Origin of the sequence: Vitreimonas flagellata (genome assembly GCF_004634425.1) — a bacterium.
GTDB classification, from domain to species: domain Bacteria; phylum Pseudomonadota; class Alphaproteobacteria; order Caulobacterales; family Aquidulcibacteraceae; genus Vitreimonas; species Vitreimonas flagellata.
The window spans coordinates 704636-718055 of the sequence record NZ_SBJL01000002.1; the positions used below are offsets into that span (position 1 = coordinate 704636).

The 13420-nt window shown below is 61.9% G+C and carries 11 protein-coding genes; 5 read left to right on the plus strand and 6 right to left on the minus strand.

The window, feature by feature from the left end:
* The first annotated feature begins 79 nt into the window (after window positions 1-79).
* The gene (locus tag EPJ54_RS11395) at window positions 80-1267 is read left to right on the plus strand and encodes an acyl-CoA dehydrogenase family protein (protein ID WP_135211834.1); all 1188 of its coding nucleotides are present in this window, start codon (window positions 80-82) and stop codon (window positions 1265-1267) included.
* Here the strand turns inward: EPJ54_RS11395 and EPJ54_RS11400 are convergent.
* Entirely contained in the window at window positions 1264-2898 is a 1635-nt protein-coding gene (locus EPJ54_RS11400; RefSeq protein ID WP_135211835.1) for an acyl-CoA synthetase, read from the minus strand. The genes EPJ54_RS11395 and EPJ54_RS11400 overlap by 4 nt on opposite strands.
* A gap of 101 nt (window positions 2899-2999) precedes the next feature.
* A complete protein-coding gene (locus EPJ54_RS11405) occupies window positions 3000-3347 on the minus strand; it encodes a c-type cytochrome (RefSeq protein WP_135211836.1) in 348 nt (115 codons plus the stop codon).
* A gap of 87 nt (window positions 3348-3434) precedes the next feature.
* On the opposite strand from EPJ54_RS11405, the gene EPJ54_RS11410 reads away from it, so the two are divergent.
* Both EPJ54_RS11410 and EPJ54_RS11415 read left to right on the plus strand, forming a co-directional pair.
* Complete coding sequence (locus EPJ54_RS11410; RefSeq protein ID WP_239590879.1) at window positions 3435-4697, plus strand: ATP-dependent DNA helicase; 1263 nt, start codon at window positions 3435-3437, stop codon at window positions 4695-4697.
* 58 nt (window positions 4698-4755) lie between these two features.
* The gene (locus tag EPJ54_RS11415) at window positions 4756-5211 is read left to right on the plus strand and encodes a hypothetical protein (protein ID WP_135211838.1); all 456 of its coding nucleotides are present in this window, start codon (window positions 4756-4758) and stop codon (window positions 5209-5211) included.
* On the opposite strand, the gene EPJ54_RS11420 is transcribed toward EPJ54_RS11415, so the two are convergent.
* The 3 genes from EPJ54_RS11420 to EPJ54_RS11430 are packed head-to-tail and all read right to left on the minus strand — an operon-like array spanning window position 5212 to window position 10017.
* Window positions 5212-6756 carry a SpoVR family protein gene (locus EPJ54_RS11420; RefSeq protein WP_135211839.1) on the minus strand — a complete coding sequence of 515 codons (1545 nt, stop codon included), beginning with the start codon at window positions 6754-6756 and terminating at the stop codon, window positions 5212-5214.
* Window positions 6756-8063 (minus strand): YeaH/YhbH family protein, encoded by a 1308-nt coding sequence (locus tag EPJ54_RS11425; RefSeq protein ID WP_135211840.1) that lies wholly within the window; start codon window positions 8061-8063, stop codon window positions 6756-6758. Before EPJ54_RS11425 ends, EPJ54_RS11420 begins: the two co-directional genes overlap by 1 nt.
* A 13-nt stretch (window positions 8064-8076) precedes the next feature.
* Window positions 8077-10017, minus strand: coding sequence for a PrkA family serine protein kinase (locus tag EPJ54_RS11430; protein ID WP_135211841.1), 1941 nt, complete (start codon window positions 10015-10017; stop codon window positions 8077-8079).
* Between the two features lie 329 nt (window positions 10018-10346).
* On the opposite strand from EPJ54_RS11430, the gene EPJ54_RS11435 reads away from it, so the two are divergent.
* The gene (locus tag EPJ54_RS11435) at window positions 10347-12506 is read left to right on the plus strand and encodes a coiled-coil domain-containing protein (RefSeq protein WP_135211842.1); all 2160 of its coding nucleotides are present in this window, start codon (window positions 10347-10349) and stop codon (window positions 12504-12506) included.
* Here EPJ54_RS11435 and EPJ54_RS11440 read toward each other — a convergent pair.
* Window positions 12503-12808, minus strand: coding sequence for a hypothetical protein (locus EPJ54_RS11440; RefSeq protein ID WP_135211843.1), 306 nt, complete (start codon window positions 12806-12808; stop codon window positions 12503-12505). The genes EPJ54_RS11435 and EPJ54_RS11440 overlap by 4 nt on opposite strands.
* Window positions 12809-13004: 196 nt before the next feature.
* Here EPJ54_RS11440 and EPJ54_RS11445 point away from each other — a divergent pair, with 196 nt between their 5' ends.
* The gene (locus tag EPJ54_RS11445) at window positions 13005-13406 is read left to right on the plus strand and encodes a thermonuclease family protein (RefSeq protein WP_239590880.1); all 402 of its coding nucleotides are present in this window, start codon (window positions 13005-13007) and stop codon (window positions 13404-13406) included.
* The last annotated feature ends 14 nt before the right edge of the window (window positions 13407-13420 follow it).

The window sequence follows — 13420 nt, forward strand, 5'->3', positions numbered from 1 at the left end:
TTTGCGCGACACCCCTTCCGCTGCGGCGCAGCTTGCGCGGGCGCCGCCCTCCCTTCACGCTCCCGAACGGAGGAACCCCATGACAAGTCGCCAAAGCAGCGCTCTCGATTTCGATTCATTACGCCCGCCCTCTCCGTTCATGGGCGAAACGCATCACGCTTGGCGCGACAGCTTGCGGCGCTTCATCGAGCGCGAACTCATGCCCTTCGTGACGGAATGGGATGAGGCCGAGCACGTTCCGCGCGAGGTGTTCAAGAAGGCTGGTGCGTTCGGCCTCTTGGGCGCGGGCTATCCCGAACACTATGGCGGCTGGAGCGAAGGCTTTGATCGTTTCCACGGGATTGTCACCAGTGAGGAGCTGGCGCGCATGGGCGCGGGCGGCGTCTCCACCGCGCTCATGGTGCACGGCATCGGACTGCCGCCGATCTTGGCCATCGGCGCGGATGAAATGAAGGAGCGCATCGCGCCGCCTGTGTTGCGCGGGGAGATGCAGATCAGTCTAGCGATCACCGAGCCGGACGCTGGCTCGGACGTCGCCAACATCGCCACGCGCGCGGAGCGGCGCGGCGATCATTATGTCGTCAACGGCTCGAAGATGTTCATCACCGGCGGCATGACCTCGCATTGGGCAACGACAGCGGTGCGTACGGGCGGCGATGGCGCCGGCGGCATCTCGCTGCTCTTGATCGACCTCAACGCCAAGGGCGTGACGCGCACACCTTTGAAAAAGCAAGGCTGGTGGGCGTCGGATACGGCGGCGCTCTATTTCGAGGACGTTGAAGTGCCCGTGGATCAACTGATCGGTGGGCTGGGCCAAGGCTTCGCCGGTATCATGCGCAATTTCAACGGCGAGCGGCTGGGCATGGCGTCGGGCGCCACGGCGAGCGCGCGTGTGTGCATCGAGGACGCGGCGCAATGGGCGCAGCAACGACGCACCTTTGGTAAGCGGCTCGCCGACCACCAAGTCATCCGCCACAAGATCGCGGAAATGGTGCAGCGCGTGAACGCGACAACGGCTTATCTCGAACATTGCGCTTGGCGGGTGCAGCGCGGTGAAACGCCGGTGATGGATTTATGCTTGCTCAAAGTGCAGGCGACGCAGACGCTGGAATTCTGCGCGCGTGAAGCGACGCAGATTATGGGCGGCGCCGGCTATATGCGCGGCAGCCGAGTTGAACGCATCTATCGCGAAGTGCGCGTCAACGCGATTGGCGGCGGCAGCGAAGAGATCATGCGCGATCTCGCGGCGCGGCAACTTGCACTTTAGCCCAGCATTTCCAGTGCGCGGGCTTTGACAGCTTTGTAATCGAGCTTGCCATTGGGCGCACGGCGCAAGGAATCGACGATCACGAGCGCGCGCGGGGTTTTGTAGTCAGCGAGATGCTCGCGCACGTGCGCGGCAAGTTCGGAGAGCGACGGTTCGAGCGCGTCGAATTGAAGCTCCACGACGGCGCAGATGCGCTCGCCAAAGCGCGGGTCGGGCGCGCCGATCACCGCTGCGTCACGCACGGCGGGATGGCGCTTCAGTGCTTCTTCTACTTCTTCGGGGAATACTTTCTCGCCGCCGGTATTGATGCACTGGCTGCCACGCCCAAGCAGACGCAGCGAACCGTCGGCCTCGACGGTCGCCCAATCGCCGGGGATCGACCAGCGTTTGCCTTCGATTATAGGGAAAGTGCGCTTGGTTTTTTCCTCGTCACCGTAATACCCGAGCGGCAGATGGCCGCCGACCGCGACGAGACCGCGCTCGCCTGAGCCTGGCTGTACGCGGCGGTGATCTTCTGTGAACACCGCGCATTCAGGGCCGGCGATGAAAGCCGCGGTTTGGCTTTCGCCTGCTGCGGTCGACACAGAAAGGCCCATGCCGACGGCTTCGCTGGATGAGAACGCGTCGGTGAGCATCGCTTGCGGCATGAAGCGCAGAAGAGCGCGCTTGTTTTCCCGACTCCACATCGCGCCGGACGAGCCGATACTGGTGACGCAGGATAAATCCCAGCGGCCTGGATTGCGCTCAAGCGCTTCCAGTAATGGTTGCGCGAACGGCAAGCCAACGATGGCGATCGAGGTGACGCGATGGCGCGCGACCTCATCCCACAATTGCTCGGCATCGAAGTGCCGCCCCGGCAACAGAACGACGGCGCCGCCGGCGAGCAAGGTCATCAATGCACTGAACAAGCCTGTGCCGTGCATCAGCGGGCACGCGACCAAACCAATGCGGCGCGGAACCTGCGCGATACGCTCAGCCGCCTCTTCGGGCCGCGCCAGCGGCGGCACGCCGAGCAAAAGCGAGCCGCCAAAACCCGTGACGCCGATCTGATCTTCCTGGCGCCACATCACGCCTTTCGGCAGACCTGTGGTGCCGCCGGTGTAGAGGATCAGAAGATCGTCGTTCGAGCGGCCCCACGGTGCGATTATCGGGCGCTGCGCCGGGATAGTGGCGATGACGCGCGCGTAGCGTTCAGCCCATGTCGGCGCAGCATAGCCCGGCTCTTCAACCGCGATCCAGCATTTCACTTGCGGCAGACGCGCGCGGATTTCATCGACGCGTTCGGCGAAGCTCGCGTGAAATACGATCGCTTCGGCATCGGCGTTGTCGAAGAGATAAAGCAGCTCGTCGGCGGTGTAGCGATAATTGACGTTGAACGGCGCTAAGCCTGCTTTGAACGCGGCGTAATTGGCGACGAGGTATTCGGCGCAATTGTGCAGATAGACGCCGACCTTGGAATTCTGGTGGAGGCCCGCTGCGAGCATGTGCGCGGCCAGCGCATCGGCGTGCGCGTCGAATTCGGCCCATGATAGCGCGCGATCACCCTGCAGCACCGCAGGCTGATCAGGCTGCTTTCGCGCGATCGGCTCCCAGGCGTTTGCGTAGGACCAGACGATGGCGTTCTCGGTCATGGACGCGAGCCTAGCCAAGCGCCGCAAACCCGTCATCCTCGTACTATCGTCAGGCCATTCGCGCTGGCGCTTGGTTGCAGCGCAACATAGCGCGCACGACGCTAGTTGGCGGGCGGTTGTTGAATGCTGCGCAGATACGCGATCAACGCATCGGCGCCCTGGGGATTGAATTGGAAATCCGGCATGCGGTGGTTCACCTGGATGCCTTGGATCATCTCCTCTTCCAGCACGTCGGCGCGATAGCGGGTGAGGATAGTGCGGAAGACGGGCGCCTCGGGCACGGGGCTTGCGCCATATTCGCCGATGGCGTGGCAGCCCGCACATTGCGCCTCGGCAATGGCGCGGCCGTCGTTCGCAAGAGTCTCGGTGGGCGCGGCGGGCGGCGCCGGCTGTACGGCGCAAGCGGTAAGCACGAAAGCGGCGGCGACCGCGCAGACGAAACGAAGCATCGCGAACTCCTTTATGCGCCGAGCTTAGCGCAAGCGCGCGGGCGCCTATATACCTTCCGCATGTCGATTCCCGCGAAGAATACCGATTTGGCCGTCGCAGGAGCGCGCGCCGCCCTGGACGACCGCACGCCGGTTGTGCTGGTCACCGGGCGCGCAGGCACGGGCAAGAGCCATTTCATCCGTTCGCTGGTGGACGCTGACCCGACCTATCCACAGGCGGTGCTGGCGCCGACAGGCCTGGCGGCGATGAATATTGGCGGCCAGACGGTGCATTCCTTCTTCGGCTTTCCGCCGCGGCCGATGATTGGCAATGCCGAGAAGCCGCATTGGTTTTTCGCCCGCACCGCACGCGCTATTCGCCGATTGATCGTGGACGAAGTGTCGATGCTGCGCGCCGACGTGCTCGACGCGATGAACTCTCATCTGCAGATCGCTCGGAAATCTTCGAGGCCGTTTGGCGGCGTGCAGATGTTGTTGGTGGGTGACTTTTATCAGCTCCCGCCGGTCGTGCGCGGCGAGGAAGGTCAACTCTTGGAAGATGCCGGCTATGCGAGCCCCTATGCGTTCTCCGCACATGTGCTGCGCGACGCGCCATTGGCGGCGATTGAGCTCACAGAAGTGCATCGCCAGACCAATCAGGATTTCATTACCCTGCTCTCGCAGATCCGAGAAATGCGCGGTATCGAAGAGGCGGTGACGATCCTCAATACGGTGTGCTTGGAGCGCTCGTTGCCGAAGCGGCCGGTGTTGCTGTGCGCGACCAATTCTGTAGCGGACAATTATAACGCGCGCGGCTTGGCCAATCTGGAGGGTGCGGCGGCGCGCTATTCGGGCGGCTTCGAGGGCGAAGCACCGAAAGCGCAAGGTGATCGTTTCCCAGCGCCGATGGAATTGGTGCTGAAGCGCGGCGCGCGCGTGATCTTCACGCAGAACGATCCCGAGGGGCGCTGGGTCAACGGCTCGCTCGGCACAGTGACAGATTTGGACGAGACGATCGTGAGCGTGACGCTCGATAGCGGCGATGACGTTGAGGTCGAGCGCGCGACGTGGCCACAGGCGCGCTGGACCTGGAACGCGAAAGAAAACCGCATGGAGGTCAAGGAGGAATTCAAATACGTGCAATTCCCTCTGGCCCCGGCATGGGCGCTGACCATCCACAAGGCGCAGGGCATGACGCTCGATAGCGTCGAGATCGATCTGGGGCGCGGCGCGTTTGCACCGGGGCAAACGTACGTGGCGCTGTCACGCGCGCGAAGCATGGAGACGCTGCGGCTGACGCGACCAATGTCCGTGCGCGACGTACAGGTTGATCCCGCGATCGCGGAAGGCCTGGCGCGGATCGGGGCTTAGATCGCCACTTCACAACCTGAAGACGCCGCTGCATGATGCCCACAATCGAGGGGGCGTCATGATCCGACTTTTCACCGCAATGACTGCGCTCGTCCTAGTGACGACTCCGGCGGCGGCGCAAACAAATTCCGGAATCGATGCACTCCGCGCATGCGTTGTGAACTCCACCAACGAAGAAGACAGCGTCGTGACCGCGCGTTGGCTGTTCATCGCGATGTCGCGACACCCCAGCTTGCCCCAATCCGTTCGCGTTGGTGACCGCGAAGGGCTCGACGCAAATAGGCAAATGGGCGCTCTCGTAAACCGCATCCTGTTTGACACCTGCGCAGACGAAACCCGCGCTGCCATTGCCGCCTCGGGCTCAGAGACCACCTTTCAAACTGCCTTCGGGACACTTGGCGAAGAGGCCATGGGCGACTTAATGACTAACCCAGACGTGATGGCGAGTATTGTCCAACTTGGCGCGTATTTGGACGCCAATCGCCTCGCCACTCTGGTGGCCGCGCCTAAATAGCTACGCAAACATCCGCCGCGGACTAGCGAGGTGTTCAGCATGCGCCGTGCCGTTATCGTCCTGCTCGATGAGCTTCACGTCGTAACCCCAGAGGTCGGCGACGTGTTGGAGCACTTTTTCCGCGTCGCCTTCGACGAGCGTGATGCCGTCCATGACACGGTGCTGCAGGATCAGCTTGCGATCGCCGGCGAGATCGACGTCCATGATCTGAATGTCGGGGTCGCGATAGGCGATGTCGTAATGCTTTGAGAGCGCACGGCGCACATTGCGATAGCCGCGTTCGTCATGGATGGCGGCAACCTCCATCTCGTCTTCCGTTTCATCGTCGGTGATCCGGAACAGAGAGAAATCGCGCATCACGCGCGGCGACAAGAATTGCGAGATGAAGCTCTCGTCACGGTAGTTCGCCCAGACGTCGCGCAATGTGCCGTAGGGATCGCCGTTGCCGGCAATATCCGGCATCCATTCGCGATCCTCGTCAGTCGGCTTGGTGCAGATGCGTTCGATGTCGCAGCACATGGCAAAGCCCAACGCGTACGGATTGATGCCGCTGTAGCGGCGGTCGTCGAAACCCGGCTGCAGCACGACGCCGGTGTGCGAGTGGATGAATTCGAGGAACGAGCCGTCGTCGATCTGCCCCTTCTCGTGCAGGCGATTCATGATGCGGTGGTGCACGAATGTGGCGCAACCCTCGTTCATCACTTTGGTTTGCCGTTGCGGGTAGAAATACTGATTGATCAACCGCACGATGCGCAGGATTTCGCGCTGCCAGGGGCGCAGGCGCGGGGCGGTTTTCTCCAGGAAGTAGAGCAGGTTTTCTTCCGGCAGGCCCAGCAACGCTTTGCGCTTGGCGTCCTCGTCCTTGTTCTGCTTACGCTTGCCCTGCGGCACGGTGCGCCAAAGGTCGTTGAACAATTGCTCGCCGTGTTTGCGGCGTTCCTCTTCGCGGATTTGCTCCGACCGCAAGTCTGGCATGCGCTTGCGTGGAAAGCGGTGCACACCATGGCTCTGCAACGCATGGGCGGCGTCGAGCACACGCTCGACTTCTTCCTGGCCGTAGCGATCCTCACACTTGGAGATGAAGCCACGCGCGAATTCGAGGTAGTCTAGAATGCCGTCAGCGTCGGTCCATTGCTTGAAGACGTAATTGTTCTTGAAGAAGTGCGAGTGGCCATAGCCGGCGTGCGCGATCACGAGCGTCTGCATCGTCGCGGAGTTCTCCTCCATGATATAGACGAGGCACGGATTGGAATTGATGACGATCTCGTACGCGAGGCCTTGATAGCCCTTGCGATAGAGCGCCTCGTTGCGCGCGAATTCCTTGCCGAAGCTCCAATGGCGATAAAAGAGCGGCATGCCGGTCGACGCATAAGCGTCGAGCATCTGCTCGGTCGTGATCACTTCGATCTGGTTGGGATATGGGTCGAGCCCCATCTCATTGATACCGATCTCGCCGCAGGCTTCATGCACGCGCTTGATCAGATCGAAATCCCAATCTGGGCCTTGGTAGAGCAATTTGCTTTTCGAGTCGGCGATCAAGCTCATCAGGCGCCCTCCGCACTCACGCCCTCGGGGCGACGCGAAAAGAGTTCGCGGAAGACCGGATAAATGTCGCGGCGGTGACGCACCTTGCGCATCGCGAACGGCGCGTCGGCCGGCACACGGCGATACGCGCGCCACAGATTGGTGCTGGGTTCACCCATGCCAGGCTGGTGCTCGTCCTCGTCGTCCATGCCGACTTCGACGTAAGCGTAATATTGGCAGATCGGCAGAATGAGGTCGTTGAGTTGCGCGAGCACGACTTGATTGTCGCTCGACGTGTTGTCGCCGTCGCTGGCTTGCGCCGCGTAGATGTTCCATTGGTCGACGGGATACCGCTCACGCACGATCTCTTGCATCTTGAAGAGCGCGGTGGAGACGACGGTTCCGCCGGTTTCGCGCGAATAGAAGAAGGTCTGCTCATCCACCTCGGACGCTTCATGCGTATGGCGGATGAAGACGACATCCACGTGCTCGTAGCGGCGATTGAGGAAGAGATAGAGAAGCGAGTAGAACCGCTTCGCCAAATCCTTCATGTGCTCGTTCATCGAGCCGGAGACGTCCATCAGGCAGAACATCACCGCCTTCGCGATCGGCTTGGGATTGGATTCGAGGCGGCGATATCGCACGTCGACGGGATCGATGTAGGGAATGCGCTTGGTGCGCGCGAGGCGCTGCTCAAGCTCGGCCCGGAGCGCGACCAAATCATCGAAATGACCACCCTCGCGTTCGAGCTTGTCGATCTCGTCGCGCAGCGCCTGGATTTCCTCGTTCTTCGGTCGCTTCAATGCAATACGCCGCGACATCGAGTGGCGCAGCGTGCGCGCAATCGAGATGCGCGACGGCGGGCCGGATGTCGAATAGCCGGCCTGGCGCCATTGCACCGACGTGGCGCCCGCGATTTGGCGCTTCGCCAGATCGGGCAGCTCCAAATCCTCGAGATAAAGATCGAGATATTCTTCGTCGGAGAGCGCGAAGCGGAACTCGTCTTCGCCCTCACCGCTATCGCTGGCTTGCGGCTTGCCACCGGCGCCGCCATCGGGGCGCGCAATCGTGTCGCCTTCGACGTACTTCTTGTTGCCGGGCAGCACGTAGTCGCGATTTCCGCCCTGTGAGGAGCGACGCAGCGTCGGCTCGTGCACGCCGCCCGCTGGAATGGAGACTTCGCCCCCCTTGCCGGCGTCCTTGATCGAACGCTGGCTAGAGCTTTCACGCACCGCGCGCCGCACTTGCGCACGGGCGCGGCGCAGGAAGCGCTGCCTGTTTGCAAAGCTCTTGCCGCCTGGATTCAGTCGACGATCGATGATGTGCATGAGCGCGCCCGATCTAGCCGGCCTGTTTCACCCGCATGTACCATTCCACGAGGCGACGCACTTGGCGCTCGGTGTACCCGCGCTCCGTCATGCGCAGCACGAACTCCTCGTGCTTCTTCTCGCTGTCGCTATCCTTCTTAGAGCCGAACGAGATCACCGGCAGCAAATCTTCGACTTGGCTGAACATGCGCCGTTCGATGACTTCGCGAATTTTCTCGTAGGACGTCCATGACGGATTTTTTCCGCCATGGCTGGCGCGTGCGCGCAGCGTGAATTTGACCACCTCGTTGCGGAAATCCTTCGGGTTGGCGATGCCCGCCGGCTTTTCGATCTTCGAGAGTTCTTGGTTTAGAAGCTCGCGATTGAGCAATTGGCCGGTGTCGGAATCCTTGAAGTCGATGTCTTCGATCCAAGCGTCCGCGTAGTCCACGTAACGATCGAACAGGTTTTGACCGTAATCGTGATAGGATTCGAGGTACGCCTTCTGAATCTCATTGCCGATGAATTCCGCATAGCGCGGCGCCAGATCGGCCTTGATGAATTCGAGCAGCTTGCCTTCCTGTTCTTGTGGGAATTGCTCGCGGCGGATCGCCTGCTCCAGCACGTACATCAAGTGCACCGGATCGGCGGCGACCTCTTGCGTGTCGTGATTGAAGGTCGCGGCGAGCACCTTAAACGCGAAGCGCGTCGACATGCCGTCCATGCCTTCATCGACGCCGGCGGCGTCCTTGTATTCCTGCAAAGTGCGCGCCTTCGGATCGACCTCCTTCAGGCTCTCCCCATTATAGACACGCATCTTGGCAAAGGCGTTGGAATTCTCGTGCTCTTTCAAGCGCGAGAGCACCGAGAAGCGCGCGAGCATTTCCAGTGTCGCCGGCGCGCACGGCGCTTCCGCGAGTTCCGAGGTGCGCACCAACTTCTCGTAGATCTTTTTCTCTTCATCCACGCGCAGGCAATACGGCACCTTGATCACGTAGATGCGGTCGATGAAAGCTTCGTTGTTCTTGTTGTTCTTGAACGATTGCCATTCGGCCTCGTTCGAGTGCGCCATGATGATGCCCTGGAACGGAATGGCGCCGATGTTTTCCGTGCCGACATAATTGCCTTCCTGCGTCGCGGTCAGCAGCGGGTGCAGCATCTTGATCGGCGCTTTGAACATCTCGACGAATTCGAGCATGCCCTGATTGGCGCGGTTGAGGCCGCCTGAGTACGAATACGCGTCAGGGTCGTTCTGCGCGTGCATTTCGAGTTTGCGAATGTCGACCTTGCCGACGAGCGAGCTGACGTCCTGATTGTTGTCGTCGCCCGGCTCGGTTTTGGCGATGGCGATCTGACGCAGGCGCGAGGGCGTGACCTTGGCGACGCGGAATTTCGTGATGTCGCCGCCAAATTCGTCGAGGCGCTTCACGCACCACGGGCTCATCAAGCCGGACAAACGCCGGCGCGGAATGTTGTATTCGTCCTCAAGCTTGTCGCCCCAGACTTCTGGATCGAACAGACCGAGCGGGTGCTCAAACACCGGGCTCATCTGATCGCCGGCTTTGAGCACATAGATCGGCTGATCTTCCATCAGCGCCTTCAGGCGCTCGGCGAGTGAGGACTTACCGCCACCGACTGGGCCGAGCAGATAGATGATCTGTTTGCGCTCTTCGAGGCCTTGGGCCGCGTGGCGGAAGAAGGCGACGATCCGTTCGATCGTTTCTTCCATGCCGTAGAATTCGGCGAAGGCCGGATAGAACCGCACTGTCCGGTTCATAAAGACACGGCCGAGGCGAGCGTCTTTAGAAGTGTCGACCATCTTCGGTTCGCCGATGGCCGCGAGCAGGCGCTCATGTGCGCTCGCATAGGCCATAGGCTCGGTTCGGCAGAGGCTCAAAAAGTCCTGCAGCGACATTTCCGCTTCGCGCCGCTGCTCGAAAGTGCGGGCATAGTTGCGAAAGATATCTTCAGACATCGTGCCTCCGTTCGCGCCCTCGGCCTCAGCTACCCATCCTACATAAGTGCCCCGGCCGTCTGATGCTTAACAAACTGACAACATGAATCTGGCGGCTCTAAGGTGACGGAGCGCGCAAAACGTCCCGCCGCCGCCTCATTCGCATGCACAAGCATGGCATGAATCGCGCAGCAAGCAGCCTGCGACATCCCAATTTTATCATCTCATTTACGATCTAGGCCGTTTTGCTGCGGCGGCGATTGTCACAATTCGTGAGCGGCGTGTGATCACGCCGCAAAAGCTCCAATTTTACGCAGCCTTAAGCACGTTCGCCGCATGCCTGTACGATCATGAGCGAGCATTCCTGGGTTCTGACGGGCATCGATCCCGACACGCGCCGACGCGCTGAGGCTGAAGCCGCGCGTTTGGGCATGAGCCTTGGCGATTATCTCGCGCAAGCGATGACGCCGCCCGCGCCGACGCCGGCGCAGCGTCGTCCTTTGCCGGAGCCGCCGGCATCCGGCGCCGCCCCGCAAAAAGATCACCTCGCGCTCCGCGTGCGCATCGAGGCGCTGGAACGTCGACTTGGGCTCTCTGTGAGCACACTCGACACCACGGTTCAGGGCATTGATTCCACGGTGTTTGATCTGGCCCGTCGGCTGGACCAAGTCGAAATGGTCGCGACGGACGCCGCCGACAATGTGGCGCGCGCGACGCAAGAGAGCACCGGGAACTTTACTCTGGTGCGCAAACGCGTCGGCGACGCCGAACTCGCGCTGGGTGAATTGCGCACGACGCAAGATCAGATGCGCGCAGAGCTGGGGCTCTGGGGCGGCGATCTCGGCCGGCGCTTGGATAGCGTCGAGCGTATCGCGCACGGCACGGCGCATACCACAGCCGAGCTAGGCGAAACTCAGGCGCAGGTCCGCGCCGACTTGGACGCATGGACAAGCGAACTCGATCGCCGTGTCGATGGCGTCGAGCGCCTCGCCCACGGCGCAGCACTCACCGCCTCCGACCTGACCGATGCGCAAGAGGAGCTCAAGCGCGCCGTCGCCTCCGATTTCAGGGAGTTCGCCGAAGGCACCGACGAACGCATTGAGGCAGGCCTGGCGCAGATCCGCCATGCCGCCGAACTCGCCGCGCAACAGAGCGACGAGGCCCTCGCCCACGTCGTGCGCGACGTCGAGGACATGCGCAGCAGTCTCGAAAACAGCATTGCACGCAGCACCAGCGAGACCCGCGCGCGTATGCAAGCGGCGTTCAGCGACGCCTCCGAGCGTACATCTGCCCTGGCCGAGAAGCTTGCCGCGACAGAGCGCACCGTCGCCAAACTCGACGAAGAGGTGCGCGAACGCCTGAGCGATGTGGCGGACACCACGCAAGCTGCCCTCGACACTGCGGTTGAGAGCCTGCGCCAAGCCGACGCCGATCTGCTGGCGGAAGTGCAACGCGCCCGCGGCGAGACAGCCAGCATCAGCGAGGCCTGGCGCAACGATTTCGGCACGGCCCTCGCCGATCTGCGCGAAAAATTCGAAACGCGCAGCTCACAGAACGAATACGCCATGCGCCAGCGCATCGATGCGCTGGCCGCACGTATCGTTCAGAACGAAGAGCTTTCGGCTGAAGATCAGCGACGCACCTTGGCGGAAACGCACCGCGTTGAGGCCTGCACGATCGCAGCGCTCGAGAAGGTGGTGCAAGATGTCAGCGACGGCGATGCCGCGCTGGACGCGCGCCTGACCGAGACTGAGTCCGCGGCGAAGGTGCTGCGCGCCAATCTGGACAACGACCTCTCCGATCTGCGCCGTCGTCATGCCGAAGCGCTGGCGCGCCTGCAGGCGCTTGAGCAGCTGGACGTGAAGGCAGCCGCCGAGCAAGCGATCGCCCCGCTTCGCGCGCGGCTGAGCGCCATCGAGAGCGCCGAACGCCCGCTCGACGCGGAATTCACCGAGCGCTTGTCGCGTCTAGAAGCCGCTACGCTCAACACCAGCGCGCATGATGCTCTCGCTAGGGCGCAGGCCGATATGCTGGCGCGCGTGGCCGCTCTCGAAGGCGCGAGCGCTGAGACGCTCGATCGTCTCGCTGGCGTGACACGGTCCATCGGCCGCCTCGCCTCGCAGAACGCCGATTCCAGCGCCGAGACGCAGGAGCGGATCGAAAAACTTGAGATCGGCATCTCGGAAGGCTTGGCCGAGAACCAGATTATCGCAGAGCTTCAGTCGCGCATCGCCGAAATGGAAGGCCGCCAAGCGGACGCGTTTGAAACGCTGCGCGAAAGTATCTCGACCTTCGTTGCAGCAAACGAGCGGCGCTTCGATGCGCTGGAAACCACCAAGCCGGGCGAATACGATCTCGCGAGCGAATTCGAGGCGCTGCGTCAGCGTATGGAAGAACGTATCCACGGCGTCGAGCAGCGCAGCGTGCGGGCGCTTGAGCAAGTCGCCGAGACGGTGTCGATCATCGAGCGCCGCTTCCATGCCGGCGACGGCGAAGCGAAAAGCGCTTAAGCGTAAAGCGGCTGTTGCGGCGCGTAATATTCGCTGGGCATTTCCTCAGCGCCGCTTGCATTGCATGACAGCAGCGTGCTTGCCGCCTCCAGCGCACGATACGCGACGTCTTGCGCGATGTTCACCAACACACCGCGCCACGATTGCGGCGCCGGCAATTGCCCACACTCCACCATCGCAAGTTCGGTTGTCGTGACATTAAGTACGTCGCACAGCGCCACCCGCCAGTCGCGCCCATAGAGGGCCTCGCCAGCAGCCGCCAGTTCAAGCGGCGAGATCGGAGGGAGCGCAAGATCACGCATGTATGCGAGATTACGACACGGGCATGGTTGGGAAGTCTTTAAAAGCACTGCGCTTTTCTGAACATTTGGCTCGATTTCCAACGCCTTTTACGTTTTCGTAAGAGAGGTTGCGTTTTCTCCGCGTATGGCGCGGCGCAGACGCATATTTCTGGGTGGCATAGCTTATGCCTTCTTGTTCGCGCTCGGCGCGGGCGGGATGACGTTGATCTTGCCGCTCATGTCGGCGAGCGGCGAGAGCCGTGGGCCGCCGCACTCGTACATTCGCGTCATCGATGGCGACACGCTGGAGGATCGCCAAGCGGACATCACGTACCGCCTCGTGAACATCGACACGCCGGAAACCGGCAGCCGCGCCAGCTGCATCGCTGAACGCGAGCAAGGCGAGGCGGCGACTCAGGCCGTGCGCGATCTCATCGCCAATGCGCAGAGCTTCGAAGCGCGCCCAACGGGGCGCACCGATCATTATGGCCGCACGATCGCGTACATCAATGTCGATGGCCGCGATCTCGGCGAAACCTTGATGGAAGAGCATCTCGCCCGTCCCTGGCGTGGCCGGCGGTACCCCTGGTGCGACGCGTACGGGCAATTGCTGCCCTAAGGACACAATTGAGC